This window comes from Candidatus Tumulicola sp., assembly GCA_036490475.1.
Lineage (GTDB): Bacteria > Vulcanimicrobiota > Vulcanimicrobiia > Vulcanimicrobiales > Vulcanimicrobiaceae > Tumulicola.
In genome coordinates, this window is sequence record DASXDT010000002.1 from 126,370 (window position 1) to 144,283 (window position 17,914).

Below are 17,914 nucleotides of genomic sequence, written 5' to 3' on the forward strand. Positions count from 1 at the left end.
CGGATTGGTCGCATGAGCTGGAAATTACCGCGTGTCAATTTGTCGTTTTCGTCGAATACTTCATCAAACAGTCTGCCGGATTCAGTCAGGAACCTAGAGCAGAACGTTACTCTTGGAGTTTATTCGCTTTCTTGAAGTCCGAACGCGCGTGCTCAATGGCTTTCAGGGCGGCTTTCCGCGAGCCGGTGCCCTTGAACTCTAGGTCGTTGCCCTCTGCGGTAGAATAGTCGACGAGATACCGGCAGATACTTTGAATCATGTCTTCGGGTACGTCCGAAATGTCGTTGAACGGGTCGGACTTCTGCGTTAGGCCCTTTTGATTTAGCGGGCATCCCAAGACCCGATCATTTTCTTTGCCATTTTTCTTCAGACGCACGACACCGATGATACGCGCACTTACCAAACAGCCAGTGAACGTCGGCTTTTCACCGAGATAGAGAACGTCGAGTGCATCGCCATCCGCCGCCAATGTTTGGGGAATGAAGCCATAGTCGTACGGCCACTGTAATCCCTCGGCGAGCAGCATAGACAGTCGGAAGAGACCCGTCTTTTCGTCGAACGCATACTTGTGGCGCTGATCACGTGGCGTCTCGATTACTGCGTTGACTGCATTCTTTTCGAGCTTGTTCCAAGTGGGAATTTCGTGCACAGCCGAAATCTGTCGCTTCGCCATCTTATTCTTCTCCTTTTGCAGCATGTACCTGGGATGAACTCGCCCGCCCGCATATGCCAGCATGAACAGCGACCGCCAGGCCAGCACCGGCGATCGGCCCGATGAGGTAAATCCAGATGTTCTGAAATTGGAAACTTAGTAATTGTGGCGCAATCGTTCGAGCCGGATTCATCGAGGCGCCGCTGAGAGGGCCGCCTACGAAGCCGCAGGCTGCCACCGCGAAGCCTGCGGCGAGCGCAGTATTGGGCCCAACGGCGGATTTCTCTTCGGCAGTCATCAGAATTACCAGCATCAGGGCGAACGTCAAAACAAGTTCGGTCGCCGCGGCCAACGGCGCTGAAACGTGCGGACCCGGATGACTCGCACCGAGGGCCAGCGTTTGCGGACCGAATACGGCTAAAAACATTGCCGCTGCAACGAGGGCGCCGACGAACTGCGCAGCAATATAGCCCGCGGCAATTCGAATGGGGAAGACGCGCCGAAAGACAAATCCAAGCGTGACCGCTGGATCGACATGCGCTCCTGAGATCGCTGAAAATGCGTATATCACGGCTGCTACGGATAGTCCGCGCGCGAGCCAACGCGACGAATAGTCGATATTTCCCTGCGTGTAGTAGAAGATATCGACTCCGATTGCGGTCGCCGTAACCAGAAACGTGCCAACTGCTTCGGCAGCCAGCTTTTGCCCAATCAATGTACTTCGGGTGTTTTTGGCCATGGCGCCTCAAGTGACTTCTACCTGGTAATCACATGCCTTAAACTCGTCTTACTGGAGCGCGAAATGCTTTAGCGTGCCTTCTACGGACAGACCAGCGCCGCAACGGGAACCTTCAAACCGGTGATTGCTCCCGATCGTAGTGCGCCGCATGGCTAGTTGCGACTCGACGCTAGCATTTCTCGGCGCCCGTGCAGCTCACCATGTCCAGGTCGATGTGGGATAGCCCTGAATCAGGAGCCGAGGATTATTGTGGTTTTCCGCTCGACCGAGCCTGCAAGGAGAACCACCCATGCGTTTAAGGGCCGCTTTACCGAAGCGCAGATCGTCGCCATCGTCGATGAATATGTCGCGGAGCTTCGGTTGGCGACCTCGCTCGCAGACATGGCATGACCAGCACCATTCGGCTTTGGAAATCGAGCGCAACCGCATGGACGTTCCGACCGTCGTCCATTTGAAAGAACTCGAAAGCGAAAAGACCCGTACACATCATCATCGCGAAACCAACGTCAAACTTGATACAATGGACGACCTTGTCCTAAAAAAACGGCTGCGGCTCTCAATCGGCCGACGGCTGAGGCCTATCAAGTATCCGCGAAATCGAAGGCAGGCCAAAAATTTAGGGATGGCCGTTTAATTCGCGTGTTCGCGAGCAGCTGCCTGCGAATCGCTTTCGCACGATTGTAGCACGTGTCGTTGCGGGACGTTTTTCGCGCCAGAACGGTTCACCATCCGAATAGCTCGCTCAACGGATTAACTCCGAGGAGTCCTTCGCGGCCTATTAACCACGAAATCTACAAGGAATCTCGTGGCCGCGCGGCGCTGCCTATCTACCTATTAATTCCGGATGGTGGCCGCGCAGTTGAGCAGGTCAGTTACCGATTGAGGGGTACAGTATAAAATGATGCGGGCCGCTAACGCTCGCCAGTTCACTGCTGCCCCTTATCGATCGTGCTAGGCTCGATCTTGCTAACGCCGTCATGAAATTGCGCCGGGCATGGAACGACGGGAACATCCTGTGTTGGAGATCGCAGTCTAGCCGATTTCCCAGCGGCGAAAGACGTTTAGCCGGCGCATGATAGAAGCCACGTGTTGGTTTACCGTACGGACGCCGATGCCCAGCTGTGCAGCGATTTGGCGGTTCGTGCGGCCCGACCGCACCAGCTTAGCGACACTGCGCTCGCGTAACGTCAAAACCGTCCACTCATCGGCGACGACGTTCGAAATGCTGGGCAACGCGTCAGTAAATTCGCCATGATCGTCGTCGGTTTCATCGAAAGCCGGAGCGATCATCTGCCAAAGGTCGCTCGCGTTGTAGCGATATCGACGTTGCGCCGTCACCTCGAATGCGTGATTAAAGGCTTGGTAAAGTTGGAACGGCGTCGGATGCTGCGTCAGCAATTCGACGCTGGTGTGGGATTCGATGCGAGCCTGCGAAAGGTCGGCGATACAAACGGCCATGCGGCTCTTCCAAAGCGCCGCAAGACCCGCCGCCTGTCTCATATTGGCATTTGCAGCACATTTGCCGGTGCGATCGAGGATGGCAATGCCCTCCGCGAAGCGGTGCAGACCAGCCAGAATGCGCGCCCGCAGCAACGCGACAAAGACGTCGTCAATAACGACCGGCATCGCACCTGCCGCAAATGCATCGAGCCGGTCGAGCGCACGCTCGTGCCGTCCCGAAACATACTCGACGCCGATTGCAGCCAGCATTGCTCGCGAGCGACACTCGAGATTGCCGGTCCGGGCAGAGCGATCAAGCAGGAGTCGCGCGAAACGGGCCGCCCGCACTGGTTTGCGCGCGATGAGGGCACTCGTGACGCATTGATATAAGGCTCGCGTCGCCAGCGCGTGAAATCCGCGAGCCTCGGCTATCTTGAACGTCTGCCATGCTTGAGCCGCCGCACCTGCAAAATACTGTGGACGGTCGACGCGAATCCCCACGTCGACGACCGCGGCTTGCACCTCGAACTCCAGTATGGGCCGTAGCGTTCGAGAGGCAAAATTGCGTGCTCTCTCGAGGGCAGTTTGTGCCCCGTCACTGTCGCCCACGTCGACGCGCGTGAACGCTCGATCTATACTTGCTGCCGCCAGAAGACGTAACGCACACGGATCGCCTTCAGCGGCAGGGGCCGCAAGCTCCCGCTCGAGCAAGTCAAAGGTGCGGCCGTATCCGCGTGCGTCGCCTTGCTGGTGCGTGCGGCAAAGCTCTGCCCGTAAAAAGCCTCCAATTGCATTGGTTCGGTCGTCCAGAGGGACAGATGGCAATGCGTGCCGAGCCTCTGCGGCAACATGCTTCGACTCCGCTAGGCGACCCGGGTTCGCCAAGGCGACGATGGCGCGGCTCATTACGCCGAGCTGGCGGGTTGCCGAATCGGCGCCGGGCTGCAAAACGCGCAGTGCGTTAACAGCCGCATCCAATTGTTCGGCGTGCAGCAATTCGTCGATTCTCAGGAGTTCGGTTTCGAATGCCGGTCGTTCGGAGACTTCGAGGCGCAGCAATTGCACAGTTTCAATCATGCCTGCAATTCGGTTCAGCCCGGCCGAACGCTCCTTGTAAAATAAGCGCTCCGAAATGCGCAGGTCCCGACAGATTCGCTCGCGCGCTTCGCGTCGCCGATCGTAGCGATAGACGATCGTCCAACGCCGCCAGCGGCGCGCTTCATCCACCTTGCGTTCCCCGGACGGGCGCAAGGACGAAACCGCGCGGTCGAGCCACTCGCGCACACCGGGCTCGTCGCCGCAACATCCCAGCAATGCTCGACCGGCAGACAGGGATTGCAGCACCTCGGCGCCGTCGCCGGAGCGAAGCAAGCGCGCGATCGCGAGCGCCGTCACACGTGCCCCTCCGCCTTCCTCGCGAATTGCACGATTTCGAGCTTTTAACTGCGTCACTTACGGATGCGGAGCTGTGTCGGACACCGTACGATGGACACCCGTTTGATAAGGAGACCATCATGCGTGTTTCTGCGGCGTTGCGCCCGACGCTTTCCATGGCGAGTGCGCTCTGCATCTTCTCCGCTTGCTCAGGCAGCCAATCGTTACCGAGCGGGGTGACCTTGGCGCCGATAAGTGTTCCGGCCGAAGGGCTGGCCCAAAAAAGCCGACCATTGGTGTTCGTGTCGATAATGTACTCTCAGATCGACGTCTACCAGCAAACCGGTATGAACAAACTGGCAAAAACGATCAAAGGCCAGGAGAACCCACAAGGCCTGGCCGTCGATAGCGCCGGCGATCTGTTTGTCGCGAATACATACGGCCCATACGTTTCCGAGTACGCCCCGCCATATAAAAAGGTGGCAGCAATAATACCTGCGGCGACTGGTCAGGAACCTGTCGGTGTCGCCGTGTCAAAGGACGGCATTTTAGCGGTGACGAGCTACAGCACCGCAAGTGGACTGGGCAACGTTACCTTTTACCCGAAAGGAAGTACGGCAGCGTGTGCGACGATCGCCAGCGACGATCTTCCTCGACCTGTATTCGACGGATTTGATCTCAAAGATAATCTCTATGTCGACGGTGGTCCGGGATTCGGCAGCGGCGTGGCTGTCGGCCGGATCAAGGGCGCTTGCAAGGCCAAGAAGCTCGAGTTGTTGATGACAGCCAACAGCCTCAGCGCGCCCGGAGGTATAAAGGTTGATAGAACTGGCGATATAGCGATCATGAATCAAGGCTCCAGCCCCGTAACGATTTATACCTATAATCCTCCAAAGAAGCACTCACTTGGCAAACCAGTATCGACGACGCAACTAGATGGCCTCGAATATGGATTGAGTTTTGCATTCACCGCGTCCGGCGACCAGCTGTACGCAGCGGACAGCTATTTCGGCGTCGACATGATGCGAGAGTATGCCTACCCAGGCGGTGGGCAGGCGACGAACCAGTTTTCGATTCAAGGTGGCTATCCGGTCGATCAAGCCACCGCACCGGCCTTCTTTCCGTAATATCGTCATCAATGGGAAAGCATCGCGGCGATCGCGCCGGGTGCTTTCTTTGCGTCGCTGGACTGCAATGCCAGATGGTTCTGCATTCGCATAACAGTCTCCTAAATAGAATCAGGTGCGCGCGAATGGCCGCGGGCCAATGACATCGCCCTCTGCCGGCCGGTAATCTCGGAAGAAGCCGACAGGATTTGTCGATTTATTATTTTCTAAAAGCTTCCTGCAGACCAATCCCTTTGCATTGCTATTTCTCAATTCTCCGAGCGCCCGTCGTACACTTTACGTCGTCAGCAAGCCACATGACTTCAAATGCTCCAACTGTCGAAAGACTGATGCTGGCTCGGTTTGGTCGACACTCTCGGCTTTGCCGAGAAGGGTCCATCCATTGCGAAAACATCTCCGTTCGTACCGGCATGAGTTCCGTGCCTTCGTGGCCCGTGTCCAACCTGCCGACGGGTAATGGAGCTGTCAGGATGACGCGCGATCATTGGAGGCACACGAAGACAATTGTCGGCGTAGACTCGCACAAAAAGGTACAGCGGATTTTCATGTCAGTCGGGACGGTCGACGGTCTTGGCGAAACCGTGCTGCGAATCGGACGATGACGGCACCAGCGGTGGCTTGCTTGCACCGAGAGCGTCGACTTAAGCCCCACGCTACGGAGATCTCGAGCTGAAGGTTCGCGCACGCCCAATTGCCCGACTCTTTCGCGCGGGCCTTTTCTCGACAAACCACACAATGGCCATCCGCGACGTGCATCGACACGATGTGCGGGCATTTCTCGCATCGGGTTCGGTCGATGTGATCGGCGCGCTTCGTCGTGCTCAACGTCGACCCGATCGCGTCGCCTTGCGCTGTCCCTTACGAATAGGACGGCGTTGCGTGGAGCGGGAGCCGGCGCTTCCGCCGCCGCCCGCTGCGAGTAGTGCGGTCATGACGTTCCGCTCTTTCGTGCGTGCGCGTCGCTTGCCCGCGTCTTCGCACCCCCTCCTCACTCTACTTCGTATTCAGAATCTCGGAGATGGCCGAGGGGTGGGGGTGAGCGTTAGGAAGTGCCTAGTAGTGGCTTTGCGTGCCTTGTGGGAAGACGGTCATCGCGACCGCCCAATGCTGCAATGCGGGCGCACTCAAGGTTGCAATCGGAGGAGCGTCACCGCCGGCACCCGGCGCGAAGACGAGCACTCGGCCTGCGTCATCGACGTACAGATTACCGTGTCGGTCGAAACTGAGGGCGGTGGGGTATTGGATTGTCGTATCAGGTCCAGCAATCGTTCGTAGCGGTGCGATGTTGCCGTTGGTGCTGCCGGCCGGGTAGACGGTGATGGACGCGTGGGCGACCTGGGCGACATAGAGGTTACTGGTTTGGTCAAAGGCGAGGCCAGACGGACTGAATATCGCGGTCTTCGGGCCGGTGATAGTTCCAATCGGGCGTGCCGATCCATGCGTGCCGGCGCTAAAGACTTCGATCGCGCCGTTGCCGTGATAGCCGTTGCGGCTCGTAGAGAGATAGATTCGTCCGCTGGCATCGAGTGCGATGCCGTTTGCGAGACGCCGCCGCTCGAGTTGCCGGGTGCGCTGGTAGGTGCCGTTGACGTCGTGGTAGACCGCGTTGTTCCCCGCAAGGCTTCCGATGGCTTCACCGGCGGTGTAGATGTTTTCGTGTCGGTCGATGTAGAGTGCATTGACCGGTCCGACGTTGCCGATCGTGCGGAGCGGCGCGACATCGCCGTATTGCTGTTTGGCATATTCGGTAATGGTGCACGTGTCGCACGAGCTGTCGCCAAAGCCATTGGCGACGAAGATGTTGCCGTTCCGGTCGGGAGCGATTGCGTATGGCGTGGTGATTCCGGATGCCAGGCCGGCGATCGTTCCGAGCAATCGCGGTTTGTGACCGGTATATGCCTGCACGGCGCCGATCACGCTTGGGTCGACTTGATCGAGCTCGACGATATAGAGCGTACCATCGATGGAAAAGCCCGAATGCGACGCGTGACCGTTTGGAATAGCCGTAGCGGATCTCGCAGCGACAACTGGGGTTGTTGCAGCACCACTGCAACCGCTCATAACAATGAAGAGTAGGCTGAAAGCACAAAGACGCATAGACGTTCCTCTGTATAACGATACGACGATAGCGGTGCCTCGCTCTACGGAGGAACGTAGCGTTCGGCTAGGGCGGTCGAACCATACGCCTGAGACGATGGGCCTAGGGAGGGGTGCGCTGGGCGCGACGGTTGGCGATGCCGGCGCCGCCGGCGATGCAGCAGCCGAACGTTACTGGTGGTAGATCGCGGTCTTTGCAATCAGCTCTGCGCGGGATCGGACTTCGAATTTCTTAAAGAGCACTTTGACGTGATTGCGCACGGTGTGAATGCTGCGGTCGAGTTCTTCGGCGATCCGCGCGTCCGAAAAGCCTTGGTTCACAGCGAAGAGCACCTTGCGCTGCGCCGACGGTAAAGCGTCAATGGCGCGTCTAACGACCGGTCTTCGGACGCTGGATGGAGCAAGGGCGGGGACTCGTAGGCCTGATAGGCGTCGAGTGCAGCTTCGAGCCGCTTTCTCCGCGGTGAGTCTTGGGCGGTCGCATTGATTAATTGCTGCAGCATCTGTTCGTCGTTTGGGCCGTGCAACGACTCGCGCACCTTGTCCGCGATCGGTTTGAGACCGTCATCGTCGAGTGCCTCGCATAAGCGCTGAACCTCCTTTCGCGTCGCATCGTTCGTATTCACAAGAGCGCAGCGCGCGAGCATCGGAAGAATGCTGAGGTGCTTCATCGATGATTCAGGCATACGCTACACTTTCCCAAACGATGAGCAACGTCCCGGGCTGCCGACTTGTTGGTCACGACATTCAGACGTGTTCCATTTGCGCGCGAAAGAGGGCTCGGCGTTCCGAGGAGACGTACAGCCAAAGATGGGTTCTGTAACGGTTCGCATCGCGTCGCCCGGGGAGTGGGACATTGGCCGAAAGGTCGCCTTACAAGAAGCCCTAGCTCCGGCAGCGCTTGCCGATACGCCAGAAGCGATCGCGCTCACAAGAATATCTGGACATACGCGGAATGGACCTTTACATGCTGAAAAACGGCTTTAGCACCTTTGCTTCCAGCGTTAATCGCTTCGTTTCATCGCCAGCGGCCACAGGCGCCGCTTTCCTTGTCATTATTGTCTGGGCCATATTCGGACCGGCGACGCACTATTCGAATAGCTGGCAACTTATTATCAACACTGGAACGACGATCGTTACCTTCCTCATGGTCTTCGTCCTGAATAATGCCCAGAGCCGCGATACTGCAGCGATGAATGTAAAGCTCGACGCGCTGATTATCGCAATCGCAAAAGCCGATAATCGGCTGATTGGGCTCGAGTCAAAACCGGCCACCCAAGTCGAGCAACTAACAGCGGAAATACGAGAGTCAATCGAAAGACAAAACTCGGTTAGTAATGAATAGCAGCCACTGCCGCGTGGCCGCGAGCGGCCACCTGGCATGATTGACCATCAAAACGACATCGTGGCAGCCTGTTTGTCCGGCGCCTCCGACAAATCGCTTTCCTTTCAGCAGATCGCCGCAACGCTGGAAGGCGAAGGCTTCGAAAGTCTGCTCGTGGACTTCCGTCGGTCGGCAGCAACATTCTACCAGAGCGGCGACGGGGCGGCGGTTGTGGCCCGTCTCAAGCCAACCCAAGGTATGGTCGGTCATGTTTTTGCCGAAGCGGAAATTCGGTCGGCTATCAAGCGAACCAGCCGCGGTTCATATCAGTACGGTTGCCTTGAATGGTGGAATGATCTCGTCGAAGCCGGCTGCGCGGGCTTCATTGCCTCGTTTTCTGCGCACCGTGTTATTTACTTCGGGAGAAACGCCGAAGCGTTGATTATCCAGGAAGACGCGTAGCCTCCAGTACCAGGCACGACCTCGGAAGTGGCACCTTGTTATCGCTGTGCGTTCCAATCGACCGCGTCCACGAACGTCGAATAGGGTTCACCGGAGTTCGCGAGTTTGGCATACACGCGCCTCGCAATCACGGCGTCCACGTCCTCATCGGAATGCAATGCTGTTTGCAATGCGTCAGCCAATCGTTTTTTCTCGCTTCGATCCCGGGTTGATAGCAGTTGCGATTCAAGGCTCGATATTTCTTGGTCCAGCTGTCGCGAGAAATTCGTTCGTTGCTTCGTCCATTCCGCCACTGCGGCTTGCGCCAGGGATGCTAATAGATAAAACGGGATACGCTTGAGACTGGAGCTCGAAGGGGACTGGTTGGCTTTCAGTGTCTTTGGTGAAGCGGGAGGAAGCACCGGAGCGTCAGCGTTGGGAAAGACCTTGAAAATATATTTCGGGCGTCCGGTTGGAGGCTGTCGCCCGCGCAGAGGCGCTTGAAGAACGCTCGCTAACCGTTGCGCCCGCAGCCGGCCGACTAACGCGGAATCTTCAGTCGTTCGGAGGTCTGTTCCGGTCGACTTTGTCGTTCCGGCGATCCAATCTGAATCGATAGGTTCTTTCAACGCTAAGGCGATCGTTAAAAGATTAGTATGAGGGCGCGGTGACATAGAAAGCCGCTTATTGTATTAGGGAATGGATTCCTTTTTCCGGCTAATGCCGGCCGCTCGATAATTACGATACTTGTCGTATGAGCATATCAAGGAATCACCAACTCAGGGCGTATTTACTTTGACGATTGAAGCGCCGGGTCTTAATCGATCACGTCGCTCGACATTCGAGCAGCGAAAGACTGGTCGCCAAGAGCCCCGGTCCGGCTCGAGCCGGGTCGAGCCTGGCCCAGCCTACGCGACGGCCGACTGCGCGGCGGGTAGAGTGCCTTGCCCTGCCGTAGTGCCGAACCGCAGGCTGTCGACGCCGGTGCTCGTCACTTTGACGAGCGGGGATACGCTGCGGGAGGACCAGCATTCTAAAGGCTCCGACAGACATTACGGCCGCCAAGAAGCTCTACGACGCGGTCCTTGCAGCGAACCCCGCGTGGGGCGTTGGTCATGGCACGTAGCGCCGTGCCCAAGCGGGCTCGCGAGATAGGTACTCGCATCGTGTACTGCGGTGACTGCCTGGACCAACTTCAAAAGCTTCCCGATGATTGCGTCGATCTGGTCTATATCGACCCCCCGTTCAACTCGAACCGGAACTACGAGATATTTTGGGGGGAGACGAAAGAGAAGCGCGCCTTCGAGGACCGGCACGCTTCGACAAAGGCGTATATCGAATTTATGCGACCCCGGTGCGTCGAACTCGGCCGCGTGTTAAAGCCATCGGGAAGCCTGTATTATCATTGTGATTGGCACGCCAGCCACTACGTCAAGATCATGCTCGACCAAATCCTTGGCGAGAATCAGTTTCTCAACGAGATTATTTGGAAGCGCGCAGACACGCATAACGATGCCGTCAAACAGTTTCCTGTTGTTAGCGATTCCCTGTTCTTATATTCGGGAGGCTCTTCGAAATACACGTTCGTTCCCCAGCACACGACCTATCCTGAAAAGACCCTGCGAGACTGGTACCAATGGCTTGAACTTCCCGATGGTAGCATACGACGCATGACGAAGGACGAGATTGCGCTGCAGTCAATCCCGCCAGGAGCTAGGCGCTTCAATACGGACAACCTCGCTAGCCCGAACCCGCGCCCTAATCTCATGTACAAATACAAAGGCTATCCTCACCCGTCGAAAGGCTGGCGGTGCGACGAGGAACGCATGAAAATGCTGGATAGCAAGGGGTTGTTGTTGTTTCCGGCAGACAAGACGGGCCGAATTATGTTCAAGCGTTATCTCGACGAACAAGAGGGTCCGATCCTTGGAAATGTGTGGACCGATATCAGCCAGCTTCGTGCGAATGACGCCGAGCGCATGGGCTATCCAACGCAGAAGCCCATCGCTCTGCTAGAGCGCGTCATAAATGCCAGCAGCGTCAAGGGCGATATTGTTCTCGATGCATTTTGCGGCTGCGGTACGGCCATCGTCGCCGCACAGCGGCTTGAAAGGCAATGGATCGGGATTGATATTTCCCCGACGGCGTGTCGCGTTATGGCGAAACGTCTGGTCCGCGACTGCCAAATGCAAGAGGGCGAAGACGCCTGGATGGCGGGCAATCGCGGCTTCGTTGTCCGCGATCTTCCCTGGAGCAAAGAAAAACTTCGCAAGATGCCGCCCTTCGAGTTTGAAAACTGGGCCGTCATCGCGATTGGCGGACTGCCGAACAAAGCGAAGGTTGGCGACATGGGCATTGACGGAAAAATCTACCCCGTTTCGGCCACCCCAGAACGTAGAGGGGCAAGCACGGGCGAGTTTGACTTTATGGACGCGTGGTATCCGATTCAAGTTAAACAAAAGGACAAGGTAGGTCGCCCCGACATAGATGCCTTCGAGGCGATGATGGTGCGCGAGGAGCGGACCAAAGGGTTCTTTGTTTCGTTCGACTACAGCTCGGACGCGTTGCGAGAGATCGACAGATTCTTCAAGTCGTCCGGCAAGGTGATAGTGCCCTTCACTGTGTCAGAGATTCTGGACGAACATATCGCCCACAAGCTAGCGTAGGGCGCAATCATGGCAAGCACCTGTGTTTTTTGCGGGAAGGGTGGCGTTACCAAAGAACACCTCTTTGCTAAGTGGGTGCGAGATACGTTTTATGACCCGTCGCTTCCCTCGCCCGTATTTGACCTGCAACGCGACGCCGTTCCGGTTTGGTCGTACAGCGGCGACCATTCGCTGGAACACACCGTTAAAGCGTTCTGCGCTGCCTGCAATAACGGTTGGATGAGCCGTCTCGAAGTTCAGGTCGCAAAGATATTGCAGCCGATGCTTAAGGCGGAACGCGTCGGGATAAAGCTAGGATACACGGCACAATTAACGGTCGCTTCATGGGCGACGAAGACCGCACTTGTATTGCACCAACTTCACCCAGCCGCGCAAAGCATTCCAAGTTCGTACTATTCTAACTTCTATCAAAAAGCACAGCCGTCGAGCGATACCTTCGTCTTGATCGGAGCGCGACATAACGTGGGCAACGCTAAGGGTAGTAATATCTTCGAAAACAAGGACGGGGGACGCAACTTCGGGTCCGGCTGCAGTATAGTCCAGCTGCACTACGCTATCGGCGCACTCTATCTCGCGGTCATCTTATTCATCGGGCGGTCGCGCCGTTACCCGCGAGCAATCAACGGGGACGCCGCTGGCAGGGCAATGGCTGTCTGGCCCATCCAACACCGCGATGTTGTCTGGCCATCCCCTTCCATAAGCGATGCTGGAGGTATTGACGGGATGTTCGATGCCTTTACCGGGGCGTTCTGGGGATAGGCGTTCTTCGGCTTCTCCGGGTCCAGCTTACCCCTCCTCACTCTATTTCGTGTTCGTTCCTCGACGCTGAGGCGGTTAACGTCAAGGACGTCGCCTCGCCAAAGCAGCGTAGTGGCGCGCTGCGTGGCGTGTGCTGGCGCGAAAGCACGCGACCTATGAAATACCCACCGTTTTCGATTCCGTACGCTGCAGGCTGTTTCTCGGCCATTTCCGGCCACCGTAACGCACGGCGACGCGACTTATCGACCCGCCGGATCCGCGTTTGAATCGGTTAGCCGCGGCGAAAGGAAACTGAGACGTCGAGCCGGCCGCCTTGCATCGTCCTTGATGTCTGGAAATCAGACATCAAGAGCGTTCGGACTCCGGGAATCGCATTGGCCACGTTTCGGGCTTGTGCTCGGGCGTGTGCGACGCAGCCGCGACTCACCCGTTTATTCCGTTGCCGCCACAGCCGATTCTAGGTCGGTTTCGATGGGGGTTTACGGCTGCGTTCGGCGGCAAGGTCGGCGGCTCGCAAAATATGCGACGTTGGCCCCAGACGGCGTCGGCGTTTACCCGGGCTCTTAGGCACCGGCGGCAAGACAATTTTGACGACGCCAGCGATGGCGCCGACGCTGGCCCAATACGACTGGCAGAACAGTTCCATGTCGTCAGCAGTTTGGATGTGCAATCGCGATGCGACGATGGCCGCGATGCGCCGTTGCTCTTCCTCGAGCTTCGGCGTTTCGCGCAGCGCACGATCGATAAGTCGACGAGCCCGTGCGAGATCGCCCGTGGGCTGATTGATCACGCCCGCCAGGAGGGCGCGAGCTTCCGCAAGCGGGCCTTCCTTTTTCGTTGACGCCATTTTTTATTGCGCCGTGCAGTGCGGGTCGGCACTGTACAGAAAGGTCGTCATGCGTCAGCGGAAACTGCCTAGGAAATCGGTCGGCTTAACGGTCGGCTACATCCGTGTGTCGTCTGACGACCAAGCCGAAAACGGTGCGTCGTTGGACTGCCAAGAAGCCCGCGTTCGTGCGTATGCCGAAGCGATGGACCTGCCGTTACACGAGGTGATAGCCGACGCCGGTGTTAGTGCGAAGACGTTGCAACGTCCCGGTATGACCCGTATCCTTGCCGGTGTACGAGATGGCTCTATCGTTCGCGTGATTGCCCTAAAGCTCGACCGATACACTCGCTCGATACGCGACCTCGACTCCATCCTCGAACTATTCAAAGAGCATAAGGCGTCGTTGGTATCCGTTTCGGACCAACTTGACACTAAGACGGCTTCAGGACGGCTCATAGTAAACATGCTCGGCAGTGTGGCGCAATGGGAACGCGAAATTATTGCGGAACGCACGTCCGACGTGTTGGCTGACAAACGTCAAAAAGGTCAAGTCTACGGCTCTACACCATTTGGCTATCGTCGCGACGGCAAGCAACTTCTGCCCGACGAGTTCGAGCAGAACGCACTGCAGGAAGCACTTCGCATGGACCGTGCTGAAAGCAGTTTCCGCGAGATAGGCCGGATGCTCACCGAACGTGGCGCTCGACCCAAACGCGCAGCCGTATGGCATGCTTCATCGGTACGCGCAATGCTCCGTTCGCGCATCGTTACCGAAGCATCGGCATGATGGAATTCTAGCCCCGTGGCTGCATTTTGCCGGCTGGTGACACCATAACACTACCAGCCGTCGTAACGTGCGTCTAGCGGCTAGGAACGGCACGTATGGACCAGTTACGACTGCTCTGCTACTGCCAGAAATGCGCGGGAATTATGGCGCAAGCGAGAGTTCATCTCGTTGCAAGGCAATGGCTACCTCATGGGACTCAATGAGGGGTCTTGTACCCTCTTCTCGTGCTTGATTTTATGGAAACGATTGCAAAATAGCGATATTCTGCAAGATATTTGATGGTCACGGACCCGGCATTTGAGGGGTCAATGGGGTACCCTTTATGCCAGCTATAGCCGTAAGTGGAACCGTCGCGACGTTACGCAACGGTCACCTCAAAGCTAGCTTTTCCGTTTCCGTTATCGTCCGGATACGGGAACAAGCCTTCGGCAGTTTTCGCAGTCCAAAACAGTTCATATGTACCGGGCACACTACTTTGCTTGAGTCTACGCACATTTCGATTTCAAGGTGACCGTTCTGCCATCACACAGCTCCGATGGGGTTTCTCACGCTTCTTCAACTGGGATATTCATGAAACCCGGAATGCCCGATTCGTCCGCACCTCTCGACGCTACAGTAAAGCGCTCATTCGGCTCTGGCGTCCTATAGTCGAGAATCGTAAAGCCGCCCTCAGCCCAAACCAACCACACGCCCAGGGTTTGCCCGCGGAACATGTTTTGAGCAGCGACGGTGACCTTGAATGCAGCGTTTTCTCTGATTGGAAATGAGTCAAAGCTGTGGGCCCGCTTTTTCCCTGGACCTAACGAGTACGCCATTCCATCGAGAACCAATGCACCGACCTCTTCGAGCCCTTCCATAGCAATAGCCGTTGCGATAACGGTTAGTGCTGGTCCGGCACCGATATTCCTGACTATAAGATTTATACCGTAGCGAGTTTCGCCTCCTGGGCTAGATGTTTTTACGCACTCAGCCTTCTCGATAACGCACACAGGAGATAGGCTTTCTTGGTGGTGTTGGTCCGCAAGCTTCGACCCTTCTACCGTATCTTTCGCAAGCTCTTTCGTAGCGTCGTGAAGCTGCCACGTTTTCCAAGCGAGTACGCTCGTGGCTATAAAGAGCAGTATCGAGCCAACGAATAGCCCAATCGTAAAATTGTCGACTACCCTGTCGTTTGGCGGGCTTGGCGGATTTACCGTGACGATTGTACCAGGCGCGACGTGAACAGTACCGGTCGATAGAGCGGCGTGATGAGGCATAATTTGCAGGGCGTGAGGTTGAGGCGTCGGCATTAGCTTTCCCCTCGCTTAGAAACTACGACGTGCGAGCGCTGGCTAGAAGCAAAGCGTTTCATTGGTTGCCCATTTCCTCGTCAAATCTTTTGAGGAATTGCGCCAGCTCAAGCCCGAGAGCTTTCTTGGCGTTCGCGGCCAGACTGTACATAAGGTCGTTAGCTAGCAAAATTCTCGATGCCGCAATGCGGGCGTCGTCAATGTCGAGTTCACGATGGCTTAGCGGATTTTTGATATAGCCAATAGCCCCGGCGAATAAGTTCATCAGAGACACACGTTCTGACGGTTCCATGTCGGGGTCGCTGAGAGGTCCTAATTCGGTCCCTTCTTTGTTACTACCGAATGCGCATTGCATCATTTTGACGCCATATTGGTCATAACCGTAACCTGCAGCTTTCCGAACCGCAGACTCTACTCTGGTGAACGCACTTCGAACTGCTTCGTCATAGCGCCCAGCCAAAAACGGGGACAGTGCGACTTCTGCGATTTCTTCTCGGAGCACTTCGTCAGGCAAATACGAACGTTTAGCGTAGGATGCGAAATCTGAGCGTCCACGGATTGCTAACCCGCGACGAGTAACCCGATAGGTCTCTGCATTATGGCTCGAGTGGTCTCTGGCAATAAGTCCTGTATTCTCAAGCCGCGAGAACGCTTCAGACACGATTGCCATAGCCGGGTCTAAGTCGTTTCCTGGAGGGCGAGACGTAGTCGGATAGCTCGCCCTGTCACCTATCTCGCAAACCATGCTGACGGCACTAAAATTGCGCCCCCTTGTCTTTGCCTGCTCTAGAACGACGAAGGCAACGTCGTCAATGGCTGCCTCATGCAAAATGTTGAGACTCGGAAACGCGGTTTGTAGCCACATTACTCTACTAGCCCCTTATGCTATGAAAGACCTAAACTCGTAGTGTTGCTCGCCGTACCTCTCGGATGGGAAGGCGTAATCGTCCTCCCATACGCGCCATAGAATTGTTACATCCGTGACGGACTTATCGAATTCCATACGGTAAACCTTAGAAAACTCTTCGTCCTGGTGTAGCCTCTTCAACGATAGGGCTTCGAACGCGACATACTCAACGCCCGCGATGACCCTTGCACGATACGTTCGCTGAATTAATACTTCTGCACACAACGCCGCCTTCGGAACGTAACAATGCATCTCCACGCCTCTGGAAACTCGCGTACCAATATTGCGTATGTATATATTTACGGCAAACTCTCGATAGGCACTATACGGGTCGGTCGCGTTGACAAGCTGCCTCGTTTCGGACCCGCCGATAAACTCTACTTCCAAGTTGGGTGCGCGCTTAATCATTGCGAATTGCTCTTGCGCTAACTTGAACTGTTCCTGCGACAACTTAAAGTCAGCCTTAACCGCCGACAGTTCTTGGTTGGCGACCTCAAGCTGCTCTTTCGCAAGTTTGATTTGTGCCAGGACTTTGTTCAATGTGATTAGCGCCACGACAATCGCGATGAGCGCAAGAATCGCCGGCCCCCAGAATGTGAGGCGCGGGTCCAGTTCACCTTTGATATGGTCGATGACAACGGAGGGCGAACCCTTGATGACAACCGCAGGCATACTCTTGACAGCTTCTGGCGGCATGCTTTGAACAACAACGTGCTGCACGACCGGGGTACTAGCCATTATGACGTTCAACGAGGTGTCTCCATAGTCAAGGCGCTAGAACACCGCCTCAGGGTCGCGAACTGGTTCACCATCCCTCAACTTGCTGACGATGAAGCCGCCGACCTCCAAACGCGCTTGCTCAAAGATTCCAGCTAGAACCGCATTGAACTCTGTCCGCCGGGCCTTGCTAATTCGACCTTCACGGATGAGTCGGTTGGTCAACATACGCGCAAGCGAAATCCGATTAGTGCGCAGTTCTTCCGCTCGAATCACCTCGGGGATTTTCTCTTGTTCGCCTCCAGCGATTCCATAAATGTTTTCATAACTTGCGCTAACTCTGGAGAATGGATTCGTAACAACTCATCGAGCAGTGGTTGCTCACTCTCATTCTCGCCCAGGAATTCAGTGAACCCCATAGCTACTGCGTTAACGTGCGAGTCACGAACAGTAAAGTCCGTCTGGAGCCAACGATAGAGAGTTCTGGGGTCTATGTCCATCTGTTCCGCCAGGGATTCGATTGTGAGCGGAAGCTCACGCATGAGTCGCCTTGTGGCAACTCTAAAGCGCCTGGAGTCTCGTAGCGTTAAAGGCCAGCCTTTGCTTTTAGCTGTTCGAATTTGGCCTGACATTCGCTTCCAATTCTGTTAGGCGTTGTCATTGTCCGCTCTCACGTTTCGGCCTACGCTCGAAGCATGAAGGTTATTCGAAATCGCGGACCTCCACAAGCTGCCAAAGGCGCGTCCGAAGTCCAGGTCACGTCTAC

General features: G+C 56.2%; 19 protein-coding genes. 7 read left to right on the plus strand and 12 right to left on the minus strand.

Annotated features, from left to right (window positions below):
- Positions 1–106: 106 nt before the first annotated feature.
- Positions 107–673: an inorganic diphosphatase gene (locus VGF98_02120; protein ID HEY1680419.1), complete on the minus strand. Its 567-nt coding sequence runs from the start codon at positions 671–673 to the stop codon at positions 107–109.
- A gap of 1 nt (position 674) precedes the next feature.
- The gene (locus VGF98_02125; GenBank protein HEY1680420.1) at positions 675–1,391 is read right to left on the minus strand and encodes an aquaporin; all 717 of its coding nucleotides are present in this window, start codon (positions 1,389–1,391) and stop codon (positions 675–677) included.
- A gap of 289 nt (positions 1,392–1,680) precedes the next feature.
- On the opposite strand from VGF98_02125, the gene VGF98_02130 reads away from it, so the two are divergent.
- Positions 1,681–2,025 (plus strand): hypothetical protein, encoded by a 345-nt coding sequence (locus tag VGF98_02130; GenBank protein ID HEY1680421.1) that lies wholly within the window; start codon positions 1,681–1,683, stop codon positions 2,023–2,025.
- Between the two features lie 398 nt (positions 2,026–2,423).
- On the opposite strand, the gene VGF98_02135 is transcribed toward VGF98_02130, so the two are convergent.
- Positions 2,424–4,226, minus strand: a complete 1,803-nt coding sequence (locus VGF98_02135) for a LuxR C-terminal-related transcriptional regulator (protein HEY1680422.1) — start codon at positions 4,224–4,226, stop codon at positions 2,424–2,426.
- A gap of 119 nt (positions 4,227–4,345) precedes the next feature.
- Here VGF98_02135 and VGF98_02140 point away from each other — a divergent pair, with 119 nt between their 5' ends.
- Positions 4,346–5,332 (plus strand): hypothetical protein, encoded by a 987-nt coding sequence (locus tag VGF98_02140; protein HEY1680423.1) that lies wholly within the window; start codon positions 4,346–4,348, stop codon positions 5,330–5,332.
- Between the two features lie 1,053 nt (positions 5,333–6,385).
- Here VGF98_02140 and VGF98_02145 read toward each other — a convergent pair.
- The 3 genes from VGF98_02145 to VGF98_02155 form a co-directional block, all read right to left on the minus strand.
- Complete coding sequence (locus VGF98_02145; GenBank protein HEY1680424.1) at positions 6,386–7,429, minus strand: hypothetical protein; 1,044 nt, start codon at positions 7,427–7,429, stop codon at positions 6,386–6,388.
- A gap of 171 nt (positions 7,430–7,600) precedes the next feature.
- A complete protein-coding gene (locus tag VGF98_02150; GenBank protein HEY1680425.1) occupies positions 7,601–7,750 on the minus strand; it encodes a helix-turn-helix transcriptional regulator in 150 nt (49 codons plus the stop codon).
- Positions 7,747–8,115 (minus strand): hypothetical protein, encoded by a 369-nt coding sequence (locus VGF98_02155; GenBank protein ID HEY1680426.1) that lies wholly within the window; start codon positions 8,113–8,115, stop codon positions 7,747–7,749. The genes VGF98_02150 and VGF98_02155 overlap by 4 nt, the downstream gene beginning before the upstream one ends.
- Before the next feature lie 281 nt (positions 8,116–8,396).
- Between VGF98_02155 and VGF98_02160 the strand changes: the two genes are divergently transcribed.
- Together VGF98_02160 and VGF98_02165 are read left to right on the plus strand one after the other, a co-directional pair.
- Positions 8,397–8,774 (plus strand): low affinity iron permease family protein, encoded by a 378-nt coding sequence (locus tag VGF98_02160; protein HEY1680427.1) that lies wholly within the window; start codon positions 8,397–8,399, stop codon positions 8,772–8,774.
- 36 nt (positions 8,775–8,810) lie between these two features.
- Positions 8,811–9,215 (plus strand): hypothetical protein, encoded by a 405-nt coding sequence (locus VGF98_02165; GenBank protein ID HEY1680428.1) that lies wholly within the window; start codon positions 8,811–8,813, stop codon positions 9,213–9,215.
- 38 nt (positions 9,216–9,253) lie between these two features.
- Here the strand turns inward: VGF98_02165 and VGF98_02170 are convergent, their stop codons facing one another.
- Positions 9,254–9,397, minus strand: coding sequence for a hypothetical protein (locus tag VGF98_02170; GenBank protein ID HEY1680429.1), 144 nt, complete (start codon positions 9,395–9,397; stop codon positions 9,254–9,256).
- Positions 9,398–10,309: 912 nt separating this feature from the next.
- On the opposite strand from VGF98_02170, the gene VGF98_02175 reads away from it, so the two are divergent.
- The gene (locus VGF98_02175; protein HEY1680430.1) at positions 10,310–11,860 is read left to right on the plus strand and encodes a DNA methyltransferase; all 1,551 of its coding nucleotides are present in this window, start codon (positions 10,310–10,312) and stop codon (positions 11,858–11,860) included.
- Positions 11,861–11,869: 9 nt separating this feature from the next.
- Positions 11,870–12,619 carry a hypothetical protein gene (locus VGF98_02180; protein ID HEY1680431.1) on the plus strand — a complete coding sequence of 250 codons (750 nt, stop codon included), beginning with the start codon at positions 11,870–11,872 and terminating at the stop codon, positions 12,617–12,619.
- A gap of 457 nt (positions 12,620–13,076) precedes the next feature.
- Here the strand turns inward: VGF98_02180 and VGF98_02185 are convergent, their stop codons facing one another.
- A complete protein-coding gene (locus VGF98_02185; protein HEY1680432.1) occupies positions 13,077–13,466 on the minus strand; it encodes a hypothetical protein in 390 nt (129 codons plus the stop codon).
- Positions 13,467–13,515: 49 nt separating this feature from the next.
- On the opposite strand from VGF98_02185, the gene VGF98_02190 reads away from it, so the two are divergent.
- Positions 13,516–14,235: a recombinase family protein gene (locus tag VGF98_02190; protein ID HEY1680433.1), complete on the plus strand. Its 720-nt coding sequence runs from the start codon at positions 13,516–13,518 to the stop codon at positions 14,233–14,235.
- Positions 14,236–14,780: 545 nt separating this feature from the next.
- On the opposite strand, the gene VGF98_02195 is transcribed toward VGF98_02190, so the two are convergent.
- The 4 genes from VGF98_02195 to VGF98_02210 are packed head-to-tail and all read right to left on the minus strand — an operon-like array spanning position 14,781 to position 17,424.
- Positions 14,781–15,524, minus strand: coding sequence for a hypothetical protein (locus tag VGF98_02195; protein ID HEY1680434.1), 744 nt, complete (start codon positions 15,522–15,524; stop codon positions 14,781–14,783).
- 58 nt (positions 15,525–15,582) lie between these two features.
- A complete protein-coding gene (locus VGF98_02200) occupies positions 15,583–16,389 on the minus strand; it encodes a TIGR02391 family protein (GenBank protein ID HEY1680435.1) in 807 nt (268 codons plus the stop codon).
- Between the two features lie 15 nt (positions 16,390–16,404).
- Positions 16,405–17,151, minus strand: a complete 747-nt coding sequence (locus VGF98_02205) for a hypothetical protein (protein HEY1680436.1) — start codon at positions 17,149–17,151, stop codon at positions 16,405–16,407.
- Between the two features lie 54 nt (positions 17,152–17,205).
- Positions 17,206–17,424, minus strand: a complete 219-nt coding sequence (locus VGF98_02210) for a hypothetical protein (protein ID HEY1680437.1) — start codon at positions 17,422–17,424, stop codon at positions 17,206–17,208.
- Between the last annotated feature and the right edge of the window lie 490 nt (positions 17,425–17,914).